The following is a 22,976-nucleotide window of genomic DNA, read 5'->3' on the forward strand; positions in this document are numbered from 1 at the left end:
AATGTGTGCACACTGAGGAATCTTATGCAAAATTTTGTGACACAGACCTGAAACAAACTCGTCACAAAACTGTAGCGCAGTCGCGTTAAGACGCCTGTGACCCCGTAACAGATGTGCGGGGACTCGTACCCTTTATTCATTCATGAGCCTTGGGGGCAAATATGAACGTACTTTCCAATCTTCGTGGCGGTCTTCTTCTCAGCAGCGCGTGCGCGGTTCTCGCAGCCTGTTCCGGTAGCGGCAGTAACGAGAATAACGGCGATGCCGGTCCTGTAACCGTCGTTCCTGGCGGCGGCGGCGGCGGCGGCACCAATGCTGTCAATCTTGTCCCGTCCGGCTTCACCTGCCCTGCTGGCACAGCCCAGGGCACTCTGACCGAGAGCGGCACTGACATCACAGCATGCCTGATCTCTGGCGGCACTTTTACCGATGACCTGAACCTGCCCGGCACCTTTGGTGGCCAGCGCGTCGGTTACGGCATCGGCGGTAGCGTTTTCATCGGTGAGAACCTTATTTCCAATCCATCCGGCGCAACCGCGACGCTCGATATCGGTGCTGGTGCCATCCTTTTTGGCCAAAACGGTGAGGACGTCCTCGTCATCAACCCGGGATCGCAGATCAATGCAGCGGGCACCGCGGCTCAACCGATCGTCATGACCTCGAAGCAGGACGTTGCTGACGGCAGCGTCGATGACGGCTCTTCCTCCGGCGACACTACCGTTCGCGGTCAGTGGGGTGGTCTCACCATCAACGGTCTCGCGCCGATCAACGATTGCGACGTAACCACGGCGACACCGGCGACAGCGGCTTGCAACAAGACAGGTGAAGGCGGTACAGGTCTTTATGGTGGCGATGACCCCATGGACAGTTCCGGCACGCTCTCATATGTCCGTGTCCAATATGCGGGCTTCCAGTTCAACGGTGAAGACGAACTGAACGGCATCTCCTTCCAGGGTGTTGGCGAGGGGACGCAACTCTCTCACATACAGGTCCATAACTCTCAGGATGACGGTGTCGAGTTCTACGGCGGTACGGTCAATGGTAAATATATCGTCATCACCGGCTCCGGCGATGATTCGATCGACTGGACCGATGGCTGGGACGGCGATCTGCAATACGCCCTCGTCATTCAGGATGACACTGATGGTGACCGTGGCATTGAGGCCGACAACCGTTCAAACGACACTGATATCCTGCCACGCTCCAATCCGAACCTGTCCAACCTGACCCTCTTTGGCGGGGCAACCGGTTCTGATGGCATGAAGCTTCGTGCCGGTACTGACGGCAATATCGCCAACGCCATTGTCATCGGCTTTGGTGACGGCGTCGATTTTGACCAGCAATCTACTGCAGGCGTGGAACCGACTGTCGCCTCCATCTACACTGCCGGCAATAACGGCATCGTCGACATCACGGCAACGGACAGTGTCGAAGCCAGCGGCAACACCATGAACGGTGTCATCCCTGGTCAGGCAGAACGTGCTGTGCCGGTGACCAACAACTCTGTCGGCAATTCGCTGGATACACCGACCTATATCGGTGCTTTCGATCCGCTGAACGAGACAAACGGGTCCAACTGGACGACAGGCTGGACGATCACCAACTACTTCCCGCCCAGTGATTCAACCGGTTGTCCGTCGGGCACCGCCGTTTCCGGCGACCCTGTCCCGGCTGGTCGTTCAGAGAACCTTGTCTGTATCCTGCCGAACGCGATCAGTGAAGACCTGACGCTGACCAACGGCAATCTCTACACCTTCGAAGGCACCGTCTTCGTCGGGACGGATGCCGGCGCAAACGCGTCGGATCCGAAAGATGGTTTCCGCGCAACGCTGACGATTGAGCCGGGCGTTACCATTTATGGCCGCTCGGGTGAAGACGCACTCGTCATAACCCGTGGTTCGAAAATCGAGGCTCTCGGTACTGCCGCTGCCCCGATCGTCTTGACCGCAGCGAGCGACGTTGAAGGTACTGTACAGCAAACTGAACGCGGTCTTTGGGGCGGCCTCGCCATCAACGGCCGTGCGCCAATCAATGATTGCGACGTCACCACGGTAGACCCGGTCGCCAATCCGGAGCTTTGCGAGAAGACCGGTGAGGGTGGTACTGGCCTTTACGGCGGTAACGATCCGGACGATGACAGCGGCACGCTGAACTATGTCCGCGTCATGTATGCAGGCTTCCAGTTCAACGGTGAGGACGAGCTGAACGGCATTTCTCTCCATGGTACCGGACGAGGAACCGAAATTGAGTATGTCCAGGTCCACAACGCTCAGGACGATGGCGTTGAATGGTATGGCGGTACTTCAAACGCGAAATATCTCGTCATTACTGGCTCGGGCGACGATTCTCTCGACTGGACCGATGGCTGGAACGGCAATGCGCAATATGCGATTATCGTTCAGTCCGATGATGACGGCGACCGTGGTATGGAGGTCGACAACCGCTCGAACGATACCGACATCCTGCCCCGCTCCAACGCGCTGATTTCGAACTTCACCATCATCGGTGGGGCGACAAACTCCGACGGTGTGAAGGTTCGGGCCGGCACTGATGGCAACTTCTATAACGGCATCATCACCAATACCAATGATGGTGTCGATTTCGACCAGCAATCAACGCTGGGCGCTGCGCCGACCTTCTTCTCGACCTACATTGTTGATGTAACACGCGAAGCAGACAGCGAGGCGATTGCCGAAGGTGTCTGGGCTGATGGTCTGAATGGCAATGTGGGTGGCGATACACGCGGCCAGAGCAGCACACTGACGGCCTCTGGCACGACGACGGCTCTCGCTCCGGGTGCGAACGAACTGGCTGTCACGCCGACGTCGCCAGGTAATCCGTTCTTCGATGACACGACCTATATCGGTGCTGTCGAGAACGATGCCGATGACTGGTACGTAGGCTGGACCTTCGGCCTCTAGGGGATAGCAGGACCGGCGGGCTTCCGCCGGTCCTCGCACTTGCATTGCAATGACAGTTTTATGCCCTAAGGGGGGCAAACAGAGGTTAGCCATGAAAAAGTATGAACTTATCGCACCGTCGGTACTGCTCGCATCAGCGATGCTTACCGTTTCCGGTGCTGCGATGGCGCAGGACGAAGACGAGGGCGATGTCATCGTCATTCGCGGCGCCAATATTCCCGACGAGAAGAAAGCTACTGCCGAAATCTCCAATGTCCTCGACGCTGAAGACCTGGTTCGCCAGGGCGACAGCGACATTGCCGATGCGCTTCGCCGCGTCACCGGCCTGTCGATCGAAGGCGGCAAGTTCGTTATCGTTCGCGGTCTGAACTCCCGCTATAATAACGCGACGCTGAACGGCTCGCCGCTGCCAAGCCCGGAGCCGTTGAAGCGGACTGCGCCGCTGGACCTGTTCCCGACATCCGTTCTGGAGGGCACGCTGGTACAGAAAACCTTCTCGCCGCAATTCTCCGGTGAGTTCGGTGGCGGCATCGTCGAACTGCGGTCCAGGTCGGTACCGGACGAAGACTTCCTCGAAGTCGGCGTCGATTTCGGTTTCAACACAGAGACGACCCTGCGCGACGGCCTGTTCTATGAAGGGTCAGATACGGATGTTTTCGGTTTTGACGATGGTCTTCGCGACCTGCCTTCGGAGGTTGTTGATTTCATCGCGGCCAATCCTACCCAGCGCGACCTTTCGGTCGAGGCCCGGACTAGCTTTGAGCAGTTTGATACGCTGTTGATCAACTCTGACGATACACCGGCGAATGGTGGCGGTTCCGTTGCCTTCGGCAAATTGTTCGAGACAGGTCGGGACTTTTCGATCGGCACAACTTTCTACGCTGGTTACGACAATGACTGGATTACCCGCAACGGCTTCCGGAATCGGCCGGAAACGTTTGATGGCACAAACTACATCGCTCCTGACGAGGACTTTTCCAACTACCTTTCAACCACACAGGAAATCACCGTCAGTGCCCTGAGTTCCAGTGGTATCGAGTGGGACGCTCATGCCGTGGACTTCACGGCGTTGCTGGTACGCAAGAGTTCTAAGGAAGCCCAGATCGCTACAGGTAAACGTGACCAGGGCAACGACTATTTTCGCGATGAAGCGACAAACTTCGTCGAGCGCCAGATCTGGCAGACCCAGTTGACCGGTGAGCATGAGTTTGACGCGCTTGCCGATCTTCAGGTCGACTGGCGCTTTGCCTATGGTGAAGGTGAGCGCGACTCTCCCTATGACCGTCAAACGTCTTACCGGACGTTCCCGCCAGGAACGCCGGCGAGCGGGGATGTGCCTTATGTTTTCCGGAACAACTCTGCTCTCAACTATGTCAACTTCGGCAAAATCGACGATGTTACCGGCAGCACCGGCGCTGACTTCATGTTGCCGCTTACCCTTGCTGACCGCAATGTCGATTTCAGCTTCGGCGCTGCATATTCAGTAAACTCCCGGGAAGCGTCTCGCACGGACTTCGTTTTCGCCGGTATTTATCCGAACGAGGTGCTGGGCAGTCGTATTGACTTGATCTTGTCTGACGAGATCCTGTCCCTGCCGAGCCCGGTTGTCCGTCTGCAGTCGACATCCAACCAGCCTGACCTGTTTAGTGGTCTGATGCAGGTCACAGGTGCCTACGCTGCAGCTGATATGGAACTTGGCGATTTCTTCCGCTTGTCCATCGGTGGCCGTTATGAGGAATCAAAGCAGAAGACGGAAACCGACGTCAGCGTTCAGACCGATGGTCGTCAGCTGTTCCCGACCCTGCAGGAGGATTTCTTCTTGCCGGCAGCGACGCTGACCTGGATCCCGGCTGGTAACTTCCAGCTGCGTGCCGGCTATTCGGAAACGATCACCCGTCCGCAATTCCGCGAGCTGACGTCGGTCCGCTTCAACGACCCTGAGACGGACGTCGTCTACGCAGGCAACCCGTTCCTCCAGAACTCTTCGCTCAAGAACTATGACGCCCGTGCTGAATGGTATTTTAACCGTGGTGAGTTTGCGACCGTCGGAGTTTTCTTCAAGGAAATCGAAAACCCGATTGAGGACTTCTTCTCCACTCAAGGTGAAGCTTCGGTTCTGTCCTTCTTCAATGCTCCTTCGGCTGAGCTGTGGGGTGCGGAACTGGAATTCGAGAAGAATTTTGCTCTTGAAGATTATCTGGGCGATGCCTGGGGCGGGTCGGATTTAGTCTTCAAGACCAATTACACATGGTCTGACTCCGAAGTCGACAATTCCGGCACGGTTACCCGGGCTCTGTTTTCCAGCCAGGGTACAACCGCTCAGGAAGTTCCGACGAATGCCTTCGTCGCAGATGGCAGCCGCCTTGTTGGCCAGTCCGAGCACCTTTTCAACCTGCAGCTCGGTCTGGAAGACGCCAACAGTGGTTTCCAGGGTACCTTCCTGGTCAACTATGCCAGTGAGCGAACGCTTTATCGTGGCGAGGGTTCGCAACCATCTGTTGTTGAAACGCCGCCGGTTACCCTTGATCTCGTGATAAACCAGGATCTCGATATTCTGGGTGGTGACGTCAGCCTGGGTGTCAAGCTCCAGAACATCACAAACTCGGGCTACAATGCGACGATCTCCGATGAGATACAGGAACTCGACTTCGAGGCCTATGATATCGGCCGGTCCTTCTCGGTCAGCCTGAATAAGGCTTTCTAGGGGCAGGTGAGTGACCTGAAGAAAAGCGGGGCGGCATCCCATGGCCGCCCCGTTTCCATTTTTGGTAATACCTTGCTAAGATATTGATTTTATTTAAGCTATAGCCGATTGGCGCACCCGGCGAATATGGGTATAAGAATTGATCGAGGTCGTCCGCCGGGGTGCGGATGACGGCAAGGGCACAGCGTATGTCGATCCAGACAATGCAGCATGACTTGATTGCGCGCCTGCGCCGCGGCAACCGCCTGTGGCGCGCCGGCGGGAACCGCAACCGGTCGCCCGTATCCGGCTGGCTGCCGCGCGTCGTCGAGCTGGTCATCGTCCTCCTGATGGCGTGGCTCGCGGTCCGTCTCGTCTATGCTTTCCTTGCGCCGCCAATTCCTGAAATCGGGGAGACCGTCGCAACGCGCAATGCTGCGCCGCTGTCTGCCGATATGAGCGTCTATGCCCGTTTCGATCCATTCGCTGCGTCCGCAGTTGACGCGTCTGCCGAGCCTGTCATCGAGGCGCGGGCAACCGACCTCGATATCACCCTGAATGGTATCTGGGCGGAGGCGGACGGCAGCGGCATCGCCATCCTGAAAACCGGCAGCACCGACCAGCGCATGGTCGAGGTCGGCGAAGAGATCATGGACGGCGTCACGCTCGACCGTCTTCATCCGGATCGCGCCATCATCCTTCGCGGCGGCGTGCGCGAGAGTGTTTTCCTCGAAAACCGGCTGGCCGGGGCCAATTCTTCTGCCTCCAGCGCCAGCAGACCCGCCGCCACGCCGGTGAACAATCCGCCCGTCAATGATCCGCCCGAGCAAATCTATCCCGAAAGCGCCGGCATGTCGGTCAAGGACCTGACGACCATCGTCGCTGTTCGTCCTGTCCGCCAGGGAAGCGAAATCGTTGGCTATGAGGTTTTTCCGCGCAATGACGGAGCAGTATTCTCACGCCTCGGCTTCGTTGAGGGCGACCGCATCCTGTCCATCAATGGCGAGCCGGCCCCGGCCAACTCGGAGCGCCTGCTGGAAATGTTCGAGGCCATGCGTTCCGCCACCTCCGTCAGCCTCGTCGTCGACCGCGGCGGCGAGAGATTGAACCTGACCGTCAATACAAGTGAGTTCTGAATGTTCGTATCGAGACTGATCGCGCTGGCTTCCCTCGGCATGATTGCCGGGCTTTCCCTTGCTCCGGCTCCGGCCAATGCCTTGCAGGCGGGAGCGCAGCAGGGGGCCTCGATCAATTATGACGGCGCCGATATCCGCGACTTCATAGAAAGTGTCTCGCTGCGGACGGGACGCAGCTTCGTCATCGACCCGCGCCTGCAGGGGCAGGTGACGATCTTCTCGCCGCCCGACGCGGCGCTGACCAGCGATGAGATATGGGAGCTGTTTCTCGCGACCATGCAGGTCAATGGCTATGTCGTGCTGCCGATCACCGATAACGAATACAAGATCGTGCCGGGCGACCAGACGACGCGCGCCGGTGGCACGGGTCCTGCCGATTCCGGCGGCGAGATCGTTACCCGTATCCTGCGCCTCGACAATGTCGATGCCCGCACCGCGGCGACGACCTTGCGCGGCCTGCATTCCGAACGCGGTCTCGTCACGCCTGTGCCGGAGAGCAATTCTGTCGTCATCGTCGACACCGCCACCAATGTCGAGCGGCTGGTCGAAGTGGCACGCGATTTCGACCGGGATACCTCCATCGTCCGGTCCATCCGCCTGCAGAGCGCCATCGCGACCGAGGTGGCGACGACCTTGCGCGATCTGCTCGCCGGCGCCGCAACGGAGACCCGCCGCGGCAATGCGACCAGCGTCGTTGCCGTGCCGGCATCCAACACCGTCATCCTTCGCGGTACGCCTGCAGACATCTCGCGCCTCGTGCCGCTGGTCGAGGAACTCGATCGCAATGGTGCGTCGCAGGTCGACCTGACTGTTGTCTATCTCAATCACGCCAATGCGGAAGAAATCGTTCCCCTACTGACGGAGATGATCGCCACCAGCTATGGCAGCGAGACCGCGACCCGCAAACCCTCCATCGCCGCGCACAAGGAGACGAACGCGCTGATCATCAGCGCCGATCCAGACACCCGGCGCCTTATCCAGCAGGTTATCGCGCAGCTCGACATCCGCCGCCCGCAGGTGATGATCGAAGCGATCATCGTCGAGATTTCCGACACGCTCGCCCGTGACCTCGGCCTGCAATATGTCGTTGGCGGTGAGGATATGCCGTTCTCCTCGACGCGCTTCAACCAGAACTCGCCAAACCTTCTCGCCGGTGTCGGCGCGGCCTATCTCTACAATAACCGCGAGACGCAGACCGTCACCGACGCCGATAACAACACCACGACAACGACGACAGAGCTCATTCCCGGCACGGAGGAGTTGATCGACGCTGCCATCGGGTCGCTGCTCGGCGTCAGCGGCTTTTCCCTCGGTGGTGGTGGCGTCACCGATGACGGAACGCTGTTCGCCGCGATCCTGACCGCCGTCCAGAACGATACCCAGTCGAATATTCTCTCCACGCCCTTCGCCGTAACCCTCGACAACCAGACGGCGCGGCTGTCGGTCGGGCAGGAGATACCGGTCACGACGGGCGAAGCAGTCGGTAATGACCTGGAAAATGCCTTCCGCCAGGTCGAACGTCAGGAGATCGGTGTCATCCTCGAGGTCACGCCCCAGATCAACGAAGGCAACACCGTGCGCATGCAGATCATCCAGGAAGTATCCTCGGTTAATGGTGCGTTGACCCAGGCAAACCGCGACTTCGTGACCAACAAGTCGGTCGTCGAGACCACCGCCGTCGCAGAGGATGGCGAAGTCCTCATCCTCGGCGGGCTGATTGACGACAACAGCCAGCTTTCGGAAAGCAAGGTGCCGCTTCTGGGCGATATCCCGATTGCCGGAAACCTGTTCAAGGGCACGTCGCGCACCAACCGCAAATCGACGCTGATGGTCTTTATCAAGCCGACGATCTTGCGCGACCGGCGGACGTCGGAAGCGGTGACAGCGCGTAAATATAATTACGCCCGCCAGCAGCAATTGCTGAAGACGGATGGCGAGGTTCCGCCGATCGACATCCTGATCGAGGATTTCCTCGGTGCCGCCCCCGCCGGGGTTACGTCGCCGGTGATCGAAGAGTAGAGTATCGGGCAACAGCCCCCCGGGGCGCCCCAGGAAGACGAGTATGTCAGCGACCGACGAACAGCCAGCAGAAACGGTTCCGGCCCTGCCGCGCTTTTCCTATGCCTTTGCCAAGGAGCGAGGACTGGTCGTTTTCGGCGCGGAGGAGGGCGTTGTGATCCTCGGTCGTCACCGCAAGCCGGGCATGGAAAACGACCCCTGGTCGCTGATCGAGGCGCGCCGCTTCCTTGGCATGCCGGTCCGCGTCGAGGACGTGCCGGGTGCCGTGTTCGAGCGGCGCCTGTCGGAAATCTATTCCGTAGAGGGTATCTCCTCCGAGGAGTTCCAGGGCAGTGGCGATGATGACCTGACGAGCCTCGCCGAGGGCTTGCCGAAAACCGCCGACTTGCTGGAAAGCGAGGACGACGCGCCGGTCATCCGTCTCATCAATGCGCTGATTGCCGAAGCGGTGAAGACCAAGGCGTCCGACATCCATATCGAGCCCTATGAAAAGGAGGTCTCCGTCCGCCTGCGGATCGACGGCGTCCTGCGCGAAGTGCTGAACCTTCCCGCGCGGATGACGCCGGTGCTCACCTCGCGGGTCAAGGTCATGGCGCGCCTCGACATTGCCGAGAAGCGCGTGCCGCAGGACGGTCGTATCTCGCTCGCCATGGGCGGTAAGACCGTCGATGTTCGCATTTCGACGCTGCCGTCGCGCTTCGGCGAACGGGTGGTCATGCGTCTCCTCGACAAGGAACAGGCCCAGCTCGATCTCGACAAACTCGGCATGGGCGAGAAGACGCTTGTCCGGTTCAAGAAACTGCTCAAACGGCCCAACGGCGTCATCCTCGTTACCGGCCCGACCGGCTCTGGCAAGACGACGACGCTCTATGGCGGGCTGACGCTGCTCAATGATCCGGCCAGGAACATTCTGACGGTCGAGGACCCGGTTGAATATGCGCTCGACGGCATCGGCCAGACCCAGGTCAATGCCAAGGTCGGCATGACCTTTGCCGCCGGCCTGCGTGCCATATTGCGTCAGGACCCCGACGTGGTCATGGTCGGCGAGATCCGCGATGTCGAAACCGCGCAGATCGCGGTACAGGCCTCGCTTACCGGTCACCTCGTGCTCTCCACGGTGCATACGAATTCCGCTGTCGGCGCGGTGACCCGCCTGCGCGACATGGGGGTCGAACCGTTCCTCCTGTCGTCCACCATTGCCGGGGTCATGGCCCAGCGTCTCGTTCGCCGTTTGTGTCCGGCCTGCGCTGCGCCGCATGAGGCCGACGTCGCCGAGAAGCGGCTGATCGGCGCGGCGCCTGACGAGGCCGTCACCCTGTATTCGCCGGTCGGCTGCGGGCGCTGCAACCACACCGGCTATGAAGGCCGTCTCGGCCTCTACGAACTCGTCGTCTCCGACGAGACGCTAAAAAAGCTGATCCATGACGATGCCAGCGAACAGGCGCTTGCGGACCACGCGTTCAAATCGGCGGAAACGCTGGCCGAGAGCGGCTGGTCCCATGTCCGCGCCGGGCACACCTCGATCGAGGAAGTGCTGCGCGTCGTCCAGCAGGCCGAGGATGATGAGCCTCTCGCCGAAACCGTTTCAGGGGAGAGCCTCTGATGGCGGCGTTTCAGTATGAGGCCCTCGACCAGTCAGGCCGCAAGAAGAAAGGCATGCTGTCGGCTGACAGCATGCGCCTGGCCCGGCGCGAGCTGCGCGATGCCGGCCTGACCCCGCTGAGGATCGAGGCGGGCGCCGCCGAGACCGGTTCCGGTCAGCGCCAACACCCCTTGTCGAACAGCGATGTCGTCATGCTGACCCGTCAGGCCGCGACGCTGATCGAGACGGCGACCCCTGTCGAAGAGGCGCTGAACGCGGTCGCCGCACAGATGGAGAAACCGCGCGCGACACTGCTCGCCATCCGCTCCCGCGTCATGGAAGGCTGGCGCCTGTCCGATGCGCTTGGCGAGCACCCGAAATCCTTCTCGCCGCTCTACCGCGCCATCGTCGCGGCGGGGGAGACGTCCGGCGATCTCGGCCGGGTCATGTCGCGCCTTGCCGACATGCTGGAAAAGAACCGGGCCATGGCGATGAAGGCGATAACGGCGCTGATCTATCCGGCGGTCCTGATGCTTGTTGCCGTCGGTGTCGTCACGGGGCTGATGATCTTTGTCGTGCCCAAAATCGTCGATCAGTTCGACACGCTCGGCGCCCGGCTGCCGCTGATCACGCGCATCGTCATCGGCCTATCGGCCTTTCTTCAGAGCTGGGGGTTGGCTCTGCTCGTGCTCATCGTGCTCGGCGCGCTCGGGCTGTGGCAGGGTCTTCGGCTGCCCGCCATCCGGCTTGCTTTCGACCGCTTCGTCCTGCGCCTGCCAATTGTCGGCAAGCTGTCGCGCGGGCTCGATGCTGCCCGGTTCGGGCGCACGCTATCCACACTCTTTGCCTCCGGCGCGCCCTTGCTGGAATGCCTGCAGGCCGCCCGGAAAACCGTCGTCAATACAGAACTGCGCGCCCGCCTCGGCGAGACGCTGACGTCGGTTTCCGAGGGCACATCGCTCTCCGCCGGCTTGCGCAAGGCGGGTGCATTCGATCCGATGATGGTGTATATGGTGGCCGCTGGCGAACGCTCCGGCACGCTGCCGGCCATGCTCGATCGCACGGCATCGCACATGGAGGCGCAGTTCGACAATTCGACGACGCTCGCCCTGCGGCTGCTGGAGCCCGTCATCATCGTCTTCATGGGGCTGATCGTCCTTGCCATCGTGCTGGCGATCCTTGTACCCATCCTGCAGCTCAACACATTGGCTGCAGCCTGAAAGGTAGGTAGGAAATGAACCTCATACGGAATAGATTGCGCGCCAAGCAAGCATTGGCACGGCGCCGCCAGCGCGGCCTGACCCTGGTCGAGCTGATGGTCGTTATCGTCATTCTCGGGCTGCTGACGACGATCATTGTCATCAATGTCATCCCGGCAGGCGATCAGGCGGCGGTGCAGAAGGCACGCACAGATATCAGCGTGCTGGAAAATGCGCTCGAGCAATATCGTCTCAACATGTTGAGCTATCCCACTACCGAGCAGGGCCTGGAAGCTCTGGTCGAAGTGCCCGACGGTGTTGCCCGGCCGGAAATGTATCGTCCCGGCGGTTATATCAAGACCCTGCCCGACGACCCGTGGGGTAATCCGTATGTGTATCAACGGCCCGGCACGAACAGCGAATACGATATCTTTTCCTATGGCGCCGACGGCCGGGAAGGCGGCGAGGGCACCGATGCGGATATCGGCAACTGGTAGGCAGGCACGAATGGCAGGCCGCCAGCGCGGCATGACACTCGTCGAGGTTCTGGTCGTCGTCGTCATCCTCGGTTTGGTGGCCGGCGTCGTCGTCATGACCCTGCCCTCCGAGGAAGACACTGCCCGCATCGAGGCGTTTGGCTTTGCCAGTCAGGTCAAGGTCGCCCAGGAACTCGCCGTGACGCGCGGGGAAATCGTTGGCCTGCGCATGGAAGAGACGCGCTACAGCTTTGTCGCCTATCGCGCGGATGGCTGGACGAGTCTGGTCCTGCCGGGGGCAGGCGGTCCTGAGCATTCCCTCGCCGCGGAGACCCGGTCAAGCCTGCTGCTCGACAGCGAGCCGGCCACCGGTACGGCGGGGGGCACGCGGCCCTTTTCGCTGGCGCGCGAGAGTGACCAGCCGCCGCCGCAACCCGATCTGGTCTTCCTGCCCACGGGCGCAGCGCCACCCTTCACGGCCATGTTCACCGGGCCGATGGGCAATTGGCAGGTCGTCGCCGCCGATGATGGCAGCATCATCGTCGAGGGCGCAGATGACTAGGCACGCTTCACCACAGTGCGGATTTACCCTGACCGAGGTTCTGATCGCGATGGCGATCCTGTCGACGGCCATCGCCGGCGCTCTCGTCCTGATGACCAACCAGGTCAGCGCCGCCGGGGATATTGAGCGGCGCCTGGTCGCCGGTATCGTTGCCGAGAATGTCCTGGTCGAGGCAATGGCGAGCCCGGCCCCGCCGGACCTCGGGACGGAGACAGGTGTCGAGCAAATGGGCGGTACCGACTGGGCATGGAGCCGCGTCACGGCCGAAACGCCGGTGGAGAGCATGGTCCGCATCAGCGTCGATGTGCGCGAGGAGGGCGGCGAACAGGTCATCCGCTCCCTGACCGCCTTCAAGGCGGTGCAGTGATGAAACGGCACGGACGGACCCACGCCCAACAGGGCTTCACGCTGGTCGAGATGGTCATTGCCATGATGATCTTCTCGGTCATCGCTACCTCCGGCATTGTCATCATGCGCCTTTCGATCAATTCCAACGATCAACTCACCCGGTCCACCGACATGGCCGGCGAGTTCCAGATCGCCCGCAGCCTGATCAAGTCGGACCTTGCCCAGATTGCGCGCCGGCGGGTGCGCGATGAGTTCGGCAATACCCTGCCGGGGCCGATGTATGGCGGTGAGTTGACTGCGTTCGGCAATGCCGTCGAACGCGACGGCGAGCGGCTGTTGTTCGCCATCGTCAGCAGCGGCAATATCAATCCGGGAAACCGCTATCCTCGTTCCCGGCTTCAATATATCGAGTATCTCGTGATTGAGGACAGGATTGTCCGGCGCGCCTGGAATTATCCGGACCGCCAGCGTGAGACACCCTCGACGGAACGGGTCCTGTTTACAGGGCTTGAGAATGTCGACATCAGGTTCCTTGTCGGACCGCTGTGGGAAGACCGGTTCATTTCCCGCGCTTCGGTGCCCCTGCCGGCCGCCGTCGAGCTTCGGTTCATCCACCCGGTGTTCGGCGAGATGCGCCAGCTCTTCCATGCCGGCCAGCTGGAAGGGGGCGGGCAGACATGACCCTCTGGTTCGGGACTAACCCCAGGCGAGACAGGCAGCAGGGTGTCGCCCTGCTGATCGTGCTCGTCCTGCTGGCGAGCCTGTCGGTGATCGCACTGGCGATGACGCAGACGATGCGGACCTCGACAGCGCGGGCGCGCTCGGCCGAGGCGCTCGACCAGATCCGATGGTATGCGCTGGGCGCTGAAGTGTTGGCCAAAGGCGTGATCGAGACACAATGGCAGGCCGAGCCCGCCCGCGATACGCGCGAGGAAGACTGGCTGAGAGCACCGGTCCGGTTCCCGATCGACAATGGCCTGATCGAGGCAGCCATCACCGACGATACGCGCTGTTTCAATCTCAACAGCCTCGTCACGCGGGAGGATGACGCGCTTGTCGAAAACCCTGACGCGCTTGAGCGGTTGGAACTGATGCTGGCGCAGCTCGGGTTCGACCAGGTCGCGCAGGCCGCCATCGCCCGCGGGATCACCGACTGGATCGATACTGACGCCGCGCCGGGCATCAACGGATCGGAGGATGCCGATTACGCCCGGCTTTCGACGCCTTATCGCACGGGCAACACGCTGCTCGCCGACATGTCCGAATTGCGGGCGCTGATGTGGATGTCACCGGAGCTGTATCAGGCCGTGAAGCCCTATGTCTGCGTGCATCCGGAGACGAATCCGTCGCCGATCAACGTCAATCTTCTCACGCCGGCGGATGCCCCCCTTGTCTACGCCACGCTAGGCGGCATTCTGGAGCCGCACGAAGTCGAAGCGCTGATCAATGACATCCCGGCGGAAGGCTTTGCCACGATCGACCAGTTCTGGGGCTTGCCGGTCTTTTCCGGCCGGGACCTGCCGGACGGTGCCGGGGACAGTTTCCGGCTTTACAGCGGATGGCTGCGGCTTAAGACAAATGTTAATTACAATCAGGCATTTATCCTGCAGGAAAGCCTGTTAGAAGTGGGCAATAATGGCGCTGTCAGCGTTGTGGCACGCAAGATGGGACCCGAGTGACTAGATGCGGTTGATCCTCATCACCGGAGACATGATTGAAGACCCTATCAAATGGGTCGCGACGGCGGGCGACAAGCCCGCCGGGGGTGGCATAGTTGCATCGCTCGAAGCTCTGACCGGGGCCATCGAGCAGGAACCGGACGAGATTGTCGTCATCCTGCCGGGCGAGCGTTTTGCGATCCGGCGGTTGACGACGCCGGCGCGCAACCAGCGACAGCTCATTCAGGCCGCGCGCTTCCTGCTTGAAGACGAGCTCGCCGGCCCGGTCGAGGGTCTGCACATCGCGCTCGGCGCCGACGCGGCGGACAGCACGACAGGCCGTCCGATCATCGCAGTGGAACAGGCGTGGCTTACCGGCTGGGTCGCGGCGCTGCGCGACGCCGGCTTCCCGCCTGATATGCTGACAGCGGATATCCTCGCCCTCGGCGTTCGCGGGCAGGCCATCATGCTGGTTGAGAAGCACCGGCTGAGCCTGACCATGGACGGCGAGGGCTTCGTCAGCGACCGTCCGCTGGCGGATAACCTTGCCGGCGATATTCTGACTGTTGCCGGCGTCGAAAAGCTTGGCATTATCCGTCTGGCCGATGCCGCGCCGGTCACGGTGCCGGAGGCGATTGCCGTGCAGGAAGTGGGGCTGCCCGATGCCCGTCACCTGCCGTCTTTCCTGGCCGGCCATATCGTCGACAATGTGCCCGTCAACCTGCTGCAGGGTACGTTTGAGCGCGGCCTCGACTGGCGCGCCGCTGCCCAGCCCTGGCGCTATGCGGCGGGCCTCGCTGTGGCCTGTCTCGCCCTGTGGCTCGTTGCCGTCGGTGTCGAGGGCATGCAGTTTCACGCCAATGCCGCAGATCTGGAGCGGCAGGCACAGGCGGATTTCGCCGCGGCCTATCCCGACCTGCCACAGCGCAATATCGCCAGCCAGGCTCGCCAGATGGCTGCCGATGGCGGCGCGGCGGAGACATGGTTTCTTGAACTGTCCAGCGTTCTTGCCTCTGCGATGGAGGAGCGGAACGGCGTCCAGCTCGCTGCCGTCACCTATGACGCCAGCGAAGGGCTTGTCGCCGATATCCGCTTTCTCGATACGGATGAACTGGACCAGTTAAAGCAATCCCTGTCGGCCTATGGCATCGTCGTTGAGGAAGGCCGTAACCTGTCGCGGGACAGCGACAATGCCTATATCGGCAAGTTGTATTTGAGGACGTCCTGATGAGCAGCTGGTGGCAGACATTATCCCGGCGCGAGCGGTCCCTGCTGATGGCCATGGCTGTCGTGGTCGGGCTGTTCCTGATCTACTTTGCGCTGATGCGGCCGCTTTTCGCCTGGCGCGCATCGGGCGAGATTGCCCTGCAAAACGCCCAGTCGACGGCGATCCTCGTCGATCGCGCCACGGCGGCTGCCGGGGGCGGCGCCACAGACGGGCAGGGGGCGGCAACCGGGCCCGCCCTGCGCGGCATCATCACTGCCTCTGCGTCCGCCAATGACATTCCCGTCGCGGCCTTCCAGTTGAGCCAGAGCGGTGCCAGCGTCATCATCTCCATCGAGACGATTACCGCCAGCCGGCTCTATGGCTGGCTCGGCCAGTTGGAAAGCGAGCGCAATATCCGCGTCACCGAAGCGCGCATATCCCGCGCCCGCTTTGGCGAGACCACGGTTCAGGCACGCCTGACCCTCAGCCAGGGGAACTGACCTCCCATGCTGCGCCGGACAGTCTACCTGCCGCTTGCCGGCATCGCCCTCTTTGTCGTCCTCGCGGTCGCGCGGCTGCCACTATCACTGGCGCTCGATATCTCCGGCGTGAGAGCACAGGGCGTTGACTGGGCGGCGGCGGGCGGCACGGTATGGCAAGGCACGATCGCGGGCGTTTCGCTCGACGGCTATCCCATCGGCACAGTGACCCAGCGCACCCGTTTCCTGCCCTTGCTGACGGGCCGTGTCTTCAGCGAGATCGAGATTGCCGGCAGGCCAGTCAATGGTGAGGGCCGGGTCAGCCTTGCCGGAGAGCGCGTCACGCTCAGCGATGCCGCCTTCCTGGTCGATCTCTCCGCTTACAATGTCGTCGATGCCTTCGGCGCGCCTTTGCGTGGGACGGTGCGCCTTGAGACGGACAATCTCCAGTTGCGCGGCGAGCGGTGCCAGTCGGGTGTCGTCTCGCTATGGACCGACTCCCTGAGCTATTCGGCGCGGAGCTGGGGCGGGGAAGGCTTCCCGCTCGCAGGCACGGCAACTTGCGGCGATGATGGCGTCTTGCGCCTCGCGCTGAGCGGTGAGGGCAATGGCCAGACCGTTGCGATCACCGGCACGCTCGACCCGACGCTTGATTATCTGGCAGAGGTCACTGCTGGCGGGCTGGAAGAGGATGTCGCCACCGCTCTGACGCTTTACGGCTTCGAGCAAACCGGCGATGATCTCGTACTGATCCAGCGCGGCAATTTGCTGGTGAACCCGTAAAGGATGGCTCTCATGCTCCGCTCCTGTATTGCCTTGTCGATCCTGTCTGTCGGGGCGGCGTGTGCGTCAAACCCCGATGCCGCGACGCAAAGCGCCGCCTCTGGCACCCAAGCGGCCAGCGGGGCGAAGTATCAGGTCAAGAATGATGCTCCGCGGATCGCCGAGTTGAAGAACAAGAATCTCGAGGCCGGCCAGTGCGGCATGCTGCTCTGGACCGTCGCTCAGGGGGAACCGATAATGATCTTCCGCAATGTCGAGGGCCGGCAGGCCGAGATGATCATCGACGGCGCCCCGGCGCGGCTCGATCTCGTCGAGGAAGAGGGCGAGCGCCGCTATGGCGTCGCGGCCGAGCAGGCCTATACGCTCGAGGCCGGAACGCCGGGCGAAACCCGGGTGAAGGTCTCGGCCAGCTTCGGCACGCCGTTCGAAGGCGGTGTCTATGTTGAGCAAGGTGTTATAACATTGCGCAACTTTTTCGGGTGGGAGCGCGTAACTCCTGTTGCCGGTCTTGCCGGATGCCGCGCCTGACCAGGGCGGCAAACAGTGCGCAAGGTGGTGTAGTGGGTGATATAATATCACTTATGTTGCGGATTTTATTGGATAAATCCTGACAAGTCTCTTGCGGATACGAGCCAAGACGCACTAGTCTCTGGCTACAGCGAAAGACCCGCCTGACCCGCCAGACAAACGCGACAGGGAGATATGTCGGAACACCAGGCCCATTTGAATCATGGCTCTTGTGGTGACCACCATCACCATCACCATCACGTGCCTGAAGGGTCGGATGGCAGCCGGCTTGCGATTGCCTTCGGGGTCATTTTCGTCTTCATGATCGTCGAGATCGTCGGCGGTATCATCTCCGGCTCCCTGGCGCTGCTGGCCGATGCCGGGCATATGGCGACGGATGCCGGCGCCTTGCTCCTCGCGCTATCGGCGCGGTGGCTGGCTGCCCGCACAGCGAGATCCTCCGTCTTCCCGTTCGGTCTGCGCCGGGCCCAGGTACTCGCCGGCTTCATCAATGCCCTCGCCCTGATCGCCCTGACAATCTGGCTGCTGTGGGAAGCGATCCAGCGCTTCATCGACCCGCAGCCGATTCTGTCCGGCACCATGTTGCTCGTCGCGGTGGCGGGGCTCATAGCCAATATCGTGGCGTTCGCGGTGCTCCATGGCGGCAGCCACATGGATATCAACATGCGCGGCGCATTGCTGCACGTGGTTGGCGACATTTTCGGGTCGGTCGCCGCCATCCTTTCCGCTCTCATCATCGGCTGGACCGGCTTTGTCCGTATCGATGCGATCCTCACCCTGGCAGTCAGCGTCTTGATCATCCGGGTCGCCTGGCCATTGCTCTCGGAGGCCTCTCACATCCTGCTGCAGGGGGCACCGTCCAATATCGACCCCGACGAGATCGCCGACACGCTGACGCGACGCGTCGACGGCGTTACCGGCGTACACCAGCTGAAAGTCTGGATGCTGACACCGGAAGAGCCCCAGCTTGCCATGCATCTCGGTGTGACCAGTCCGGCTGCCGCTCAGGACGCCCTGACCGAGGTCAAGCGCCTGTTGAAGGAGCTTTATGGCATCGAACATTCGACCATCCAGGTCGAATGCGAGGAATGCCCTGACCGAATGCTGCTGGATGATGACGATACAATCACCGGTCGCGTCAAGGGCGGTGCCGGTGCTGCAGATTCTGGCGAAGACGGCTCACCGGCGGCGCGCGCTCCTGCCATGCGCAGTGTCGGCTGACACTTGCCTGCCTGAAACACTATCGTGCCGCCGCGGCCTTGTCCTCACTGCGGACATAGCGCGCCCGGAACCGGGCTCTCTCCCTGTCCTGCCGGGCACGAACCAGCGGGTTCTTCTCCCGGGTCTGAACCGGGCTGATCTTGCCGAGGACGCTGATCAGGGCAATGACGATCAGATAGCCTTCCCACATTTCCATCGACACCGACAAAGCCCCGAAGCAGAAGGTGACGAGCGATATTTGCGCATGCTTGCCGAAATCGGATCGCCATCGGTCCCGCTCTGCATGGCGGTACTTCATCTGGGCACCGAAGGCCTTGAGCCATGCCGCGCCGATCATGCCGAGATAGAAGAACAGGCCGACAAATCCAGCGCCGCCCAGGACCTCGAAATAGATTGAATGCGCCGCCCGAGGCTCGCGGAACATCTCCACCTGCCTGGCGACATGCTCCTCATAGGACGTGCGCAGGCCCGCACCCGTCACCGGGTGCTCCAGCGCCAGCTTCCAGTTGATCACCCACGCGTCGACCCGGCCCTGGAAGGACTGGTCCTCGCCGGCATCGGCGATCGTCTCCATCCGGTCGGTCCACTCCTGCGGCAGCAGCATGACGGTGGGGATGGACAGGATCGCCACCGCGATGGCGATCTTCACCTTGTGCCGGGAATAGAGCCACATGACCCCGCCGAACACGACCAGCGACACGAAAGCGCCGCGCGAGTGCGTGCCCAAAATGGCGATGATCGACATGACGAACACGGCCTGCAAGCCGCGTTTTACCAGCCCGTGCCTGGCCTGGCCCTGCAGGTAAAGAAACAGCGGCAGGCTCGCAGCGAGGGCGATGCCGATATGATTGTTGTCTTCAAGGATTGTCTCGGCCTGGCCCATATACAGCCCGCCGCCCAGCTTCACGATCGTATAGACCGCGCCCTTGGCGCCATAGAACCCCATGACCAGCGCCAGAAGCCACAGCATGGCGTGCAGACGCAGCTTGTCCGTCGTCACCATCATGCAGGCAAAGACGAAGATCAGCACCTTGATGAACCGCTCGGTCGGCTCGGCGGATAGCGACTGGTCGAGCGACATCATGTGCGATACGCCAAGCCATGTCATGAACAGCAACAGGAAGACGCTGACAGTCTCCAGCCGCGCGCGGCGTATCTCTCCGTGGAAGAAAAAGCTGGCAAAGGTTACCGCCGCAATGACGACGTTAAGCGGGATCTGGCTGGCGAAATAGACTGACTGCTGCGGCGTGGCCAGGGTGAACCAGCCCCACAGCAAGAGCCCGATATAGGGATATCGCAGGGTCGCCAGCAACGAGGCGGCGATGAAGGCGAGCAGCAACAGGTCGCGCATGGGTCTTTCCGGCTTTCCTTTCCGGTCCTTTCTATAGCCCGCCGGGAGGATATTATTGGTTAAGAACGACCGCTTTTCAGGCAGAAAACGGCAAAAGCCGGCGATGACCGGTTTTTGCCTTTATCGCCCGCCCGGCGTTGGTTGATTGTCGCGCATAGTTGGGGCTAACTGCTCGCCAGCAAAAAATTGATGTTATCCGGGGTACTCATGGCCTTTTCCGATTTCCTTTCCCGCGCCGCCGCTGTGTCTGCTGCCGGTCTGTTGCTCGTCGCCTGCCAGACGGAAGAGGCAGTCGCGCCTGCCGCCTCGCCATCGGCGCAGGAACCTGCCGCAAGCGCGGAGATGCTCGCCGCGCACATCGCCTGGCTGTCCGATGACGCGCGGCAGGGGCGCGAGGCCGGGACGCCGGGTTACGAGGCGGCGGCGGAATACGTTGCGACCGAGATGGAAGAACTGGGCCTTGAGCCCGCTGGCGAGGATGGTAGCTGGTATCAACAGGTGCCGCTCCTGTCGGTGACCCGCGATCTCGACGCCCAGGCCATGTCCATCACCCGCGATGGCGAGACGATTGCGCTCGATCCGATGGCCGACTTTCTTATTGGCGCTTCGGCCAATCGCGCGGCAGCCGACGTGACCGCCGAGGCCGTCTTCGTCGGCTATGGCCTTGTTGCGCCTGAATTCGGCATCGATGATTTCGAGGGTGTCGATGTCGACGGCAAGATCGTCGTCGCCTTCGGCGCCATCCCCACCGGCCTGCCGAGCGAGGAAGCCGCCCATTATTCCAGCAGCAAGCAGGCGATTGCCGAAGAACTTGGTGCCGTCGGCTATATCACCCTGTCGACCGCCTCCTATGAAGCCCGGCGTCCGTGGGACCGCACCATCGCCGCTGCCGGTTCGCCGGCCATGACCTGGGTCGACAAGGATGGTGAGGGCTTCACGGACACGCCGGGCCTCTTCGTCACCGGCCGTCTCAGCGTTCAGGGCGCCGAGACGCTGTTCGAAGGGGCAGAGATGTCCTTTGCCGAGATCGTCGCTGCCGAGGAGAGCGGGGAAAATTTCGCGGCGTTCGAGTTGCCGGGCACGATCACCATGGCCGGTGCCAGCACCTATGAAACGGTGATGAGCCCGAATGTCGCCGGCGTGATCCGCGGCGCCGACCCGGCGCTCGCCGATGAGTATGTCGTCCTCACCGCCCATCTCGACCACACCGGCATGAACAAGAGCGACGACCCGGATGAGGACGTGATCAATAATGGCGCCCTCGACAATGCCACCGGCATCGCCGTGATGCTGGAAGAGGCGCGCCTGTTCAAGCAGGCTGAAGCCAATGGCAATCCGCCGCGCCGCTCGGTCATCTTCCTCGCCGTGACAGCGGAAGAGAAAGGCCTTCTGGGCTCTGAATATTACGCCTTCAACCCGACGGTCCCGCTCGACGATATCGTGGCCAACGTCAATCTCGACATGCCGATCATCACCTATGATTTCATCGACGTTATCGCCTTCGGCGCCGACCATTCCTCGCTGGGCGAGACCGTGCGCCGCGCCGCATCGTCGATGGATGTCGAGCTGATCCCGGATCCGATCCCGGAAATGTCGATCTTCACCCGCTCGGATCACTATCGCTTCGTGCAACAGGGCGTGCCATCAGTGTTCCTGTTCCTTGGCTTCGGCAATGGCGGCGAGGAGGAGTTCCGCAATTTCATGTCGACCAATTATCACCGCCCGGGTGACGACATCTCCCAGCCGCTCGACTATGATGCCGGTGCCAAGTTCGCAACGCTGAACTATCGCATCGCGCGGGAAATCGCCGATGCCGACGAGCGCCCGACCTGGAACGAGGACGATTTCTTCGGCGACAAGTTCGGCCGAGATTAAAGCGTTTCCCGGTAAAGGGTGAAGCCGGTTCACCGTAAGGAAACGCAAAAACAAGGAACCAGTCCCCTCAAGAAAAAGCCGTCCGCTTCCTGAGGAAACGGACGGCGTTTTTGTCTCTGGTCGAGAATACTACCTGATCGCGAAAACGATGTTTACGCTGGCAGAAACGCTGCTCTCGCCCGGGGCAACCTTGGTCGCGCTGTCCATCGAGGCCACTTCCATGCGCATCATCGGGGAGGGCGGACCGGCATTGGCGCCCGGCTCGGCAATATACATGACCTCGCCGAGGCTCACGCCCGCCTCGGCGGCATAGAGCGCAGCCTTCTCGCGGGCATCGGCGATGGCGTCCTTGCGCGCCTGCTCCAGCAGCGCCGCGTCGTCGGAAAAGCCGTAGGAGATGCCGCCAAGTCCGTTGATGCCGGCGTTAACGGCGGCGTCGATCACGGCGCCGGTGTCGTCGATATCGCGCACCTTCACGCTCAGCGTGTTGCGCGCTTCATAATAGTCGATCTCATTGGTCCAGCTGCCATCCGGTCCGCGGACATTCTGCGTGTTCATGTAGAGGCCGGTGGTCTGCATGTCCTTCTCGGCAATGCCGGTACGGCGGATCGCCGTCATCGCGGCATTCATCTGCTGGTTGTTCGCGGCAAGGGCCTCGGCGGCAGTGTCGCCGCGCGCCTCGACGGAGAAATCGATCGTCGCCATGTCCGGCTTGGCCGAGGCTTCGCCGTTTCCGGTGACGGCAATCGTGCGGTGCTGGGCATGCATCTGCATCATCGGTCTATCGTCCGCCTGCTGCGCAATCGCGCCGGCAGCGGTCAGGCCGCCCGCCGAGACGAGGGCGGTGGCGGCAATCAGGATCTTTTTGGTCGGTGTCATGGGGGTCCTCCCGAGTTGATTACGTCCTCTCTGGACGCCGTTTGCGGCAGCATTGCGACAGGACAACGC

19 protein-coding genes are annotated in these 22,976 nt (G+C 61.6%); 17 read left to right on the forward strand and 2 right to left on the reverse strand.

Features of this window, described 5'->3' with window-relative positions; translation table 11 throughout:
- Positions 1 to 161: 161 nt before the first annotated feature.
- The 16 genes from IEV88_RS03175 to IEV88_RS03250 all read left to right on the forward strand — a co-directional run bounded on the left by IEV88_RS03175 (position 162) and on the right by IEV88_RS03250 (position 18,802).
- Positions 162 to 2,921 (forward strand): beta-helix domain-containing protein, encoded by a 2,760-nt coding sequence (locus tag IEV88_RS03175; RefSeq protein ID WP_188159830.1) that lies wholly within the window; start codon positions 162 to 164, stop codon positions 2,919 to 2,921.
- 91 nt (positions 2,922 to 3,012) lie between these two features.
- Positions 3,013 to 5,625 carry a TonB-dependent receptor domain-containing protein gene (locus IEV88_RS03180; protein WP_188159831.1) on the forward strand — a complete coding sequence of 871 codons (2,613 nt, stop codon included), beginning with the start codon at positions 3,013 to 3,015 and terminating at the stop codon, positions 5,623 to 5,625.
- A gap of 188 nt (positions 5,626 to 5,813) precedes the next feature.
- Positions 5,814 to 6,740: a type II secretion system protein N gene (locus tag IEV88_RS03185; RefSeq protein ID WP_188159832.1), complete on the forward strand. Its 927-nt coding sequence runs from the start codon at positions 5,814 to 5,816 to the stop codon at positions 6,738 to 6,740.
- Positions 6,741 to 8,759 carry a type II secretion system secretin GspD gene (gspD, locus tag IEV88_RS03190; RefSeq protein WP_188159833.1) on the forward strand — a complete coding sequence of 673 codons (2,019 nt, stop codon included), beginning with the start codon at positions 6,741 to 6,743 and terminating at the stop codon, positions 8,757 to 8,759. It begins immediately after the preceding gene.
- A 43-nt stretch (positions 8,760 to 8,802) separates the two neighbouring features.
- Complete coding sequence (gspE, locus tag IEV88_RS03195) at positions 8,803 to 10,362, forward strand: type II secretion system ATPase GspE (RefSeq protein ID WP_188159834.1); 1,560 nt, start codon at positions 8,803 to 8,805, stop codon at positions 10,360 to 10,362.
- On the forward strand, positions 10,362 to 11,561 hold the full coding sequence (gene gspF, locus IEV88_RS03200) for a type II secretion system inner membrane protein GspF (RefSeq protein ID WP_188159835.1): 1,200 nt from the start codon (positions 10,362 to 10,364) through the stop codon (positions 11,559 to 11,561). The genes gspE and gspF overlap by 1 nt, the downstream gene beginning before the upstream one ends.
- 14 nt (positions 11,562 to 11,575) lie before the next feature.
- On the forward strand, positions 11,576 to 12,037 hold the full coding sequence (gspG, locus tag IEV88_RS03205) for a type II secretion system major pseudopilin GspG (RefSeq protein WP_188159836.1): 462 nt from the start codon (positions 11,576 to 11,578) through the stop codon (positions 12,035 to 12,037).
- A gap of 10 nt (positions 12,038 to 12,047) precedes the next feature.
- On the forward strand, positions 12,048 to 12,578 hold the full coding sequence (locus IEV88_RS03210; RefSeq protein ID WP_188159837.1) for a GspH/FimT family pseudopilin: 531 nt from the start codon (positions 12,048 to 12,050) through the stop codon (positions 12,576 to 12,578).
- Entirely contained in the window at positions 12,571 to 12,945 is a 375-nt protein-coding gene (gene gspI, locus IEV88_RS03215; protein ID WP_188159838.1) for a type II secretion system minor pseudopilin GspI, read from the forward strand. The genes IEV88_RS03210 and gspI overlap by 8 nt, the downstream gene beginning before the upstream one ends.
- Positions 12,945 to 13,607 (forward strand): type II secretion system minor pseudopilin GspJ, encoded by a 663-nt coding sequence (gene gspJ / locus IEV88_RS03220; protein ID WP_188159839.1) that lies wholly within the window; start codon positions 12,945 to 12,947, stop codon positions 13,605 to 13,607. Before gspI ends, gspJ begins: the two co-directional genes overlap by 1 nt.
- Positions 13,604 to 14,605: a type II secretion system minor pseudopilin GspK gene (gene gspK, locus IEV88_RS03225; protein ID WP_188159840.1), complete on the forward strand. Its 1,002-nt coding sequence runs from the start codon at positions 13,604 to 13,606 to the stop codon at positions 14,603 to 14,605. The genes gspJ and gspK overlap by 4 nt, the downstream gene beginning before the upstream one ends.
- A gap of 4 nt (positions 14,606 to 14,609) precedes the next feature.
- A complete protein-coding gene (gspL, locus tag IEV88_RS03230; RefSeq protein ID WP_268235723.1) occupies positions 14,610 to 15,812 on the forward strand; it encodes a type II secretion system protein GspL in 1,203 nt (400 codons plus the stop codon).
- The gene (locus tag IEV88_RS03235; protein ID WP_188159842.1) at positions 15,812 to 16,291 is read left to right on the forward strand and encodes a type II secretion system protein M; all 480 of its coding nucleotides are present in this window, start codon (positions 15,812 to 15,814) and stop codon (positions 16,289 to 16,291) included. The genes gspL and IEV88_RS03235 overlap by 1 nt, the downstream gene beginning before the upstream one ends.
- 6 nt (positions 16,292 to 16,297) lie before the next feature.
- The gene (gene gspN / locus IEV88_RS03240) at positions 16,298 to 17,053 is read left to right on the forward strand and encodes a type II secretion system protein N (RefSeq protein ID WP_188159843.1); all 756 of its coding nucleotides are present in this window, start codon (positions 16,298 to 16,300) and stop codon (positions 17,051 to 17,053) included.
- Positions 17,054 to 17,065: 12 nt separating this feature from the next.
- The gene (locus tag IEV88_RS03245) at positions 17,066 to 17,581 is read left to right on the forward strand and encodes a hypothetical protein (protein ID WP_188159844.1); all 516 of its coding nucleotides are present in this window, start codon (positions 17,066 to 17,068) and stop codon (positions 17,579 to 17,581) included.
- Between the two features lie 174 nt (positions 17,582 to 17,755).
- The gene (locus tag IEV88_RS03250; RefSeq protein WP_188159845.1) at positions 17,756 to 18,802 is read left to right on the forward strand and encodes a cation diffusion facilitator family transporter; all 1,047 of its coding nucleotides are present in this window, start codon (positions 17,756 to 17,758) and stop codon (positions 18,800 to 18,802) included.
- Positions 18,803 to 18,821: 19 nt separating this feature from the next.
- Here IEV88_RS03250 and IEV88_RS03255 read toward each other — a convergent pair whose 3' ends face one another.
- On the reverse strand, positions 18,822 to 20,153 hold the full coding sequence (locus IEV88_RS03255; RefSeq protein WP_188159846.1) for a putative O-glycosylation ligase, exosortase A system-associated: 1,332 nt from the start codon (positions 20,151 to 20,153) through the stop codon (positions 18,822 to 18,824).
- 207 nt (positions 20,154 to 20,360) lie between these two features.
- Between IEV88_RS03255 and IEV88_RS03260 the strand changes: the two genes are divergently transcribed.
- Positions 20,361 to 22,028, forward strand: coding sequence for a M28 family metallopeptidase (locus tag IEV88_RS03260; protein WP_188159847.1), 1,668 nt, complete (start codon positions 20,361 to 20,363; stop codon positions 22,026 to 22,028).
- Between the two features lie 129 nt (positions 22,029 to 22,157).
- Here IEV88_RS03260 and IEV88_RS03265 read toward each other — a convergent pair whose 3' ends face one another.
- Positions 22,158 to 22,907, reverse strand: coding sequence for an SIMPL domain-containing protein (locus tag IEV88_RS03265; protein ID WP_188159848.1), 750 nt, complete (start codon positions 22,905 to 22,907; stop codon positions 22,158 to 22,160).
- Between the last annotated feature and the right edge of the window lie 69 nt (positions 22,908 to 22,976).

The sequence above is a fragment of the Aquisalinus flavus genome (assembly GCF_014640095.1).
GTDB classification, from domain to species: Bacteria; Pseudomonadota; Alphaproteobacteria; order Caulobacterales; family Parvularculaceae; genus Aquisalinus; species Aquisalinus flavus.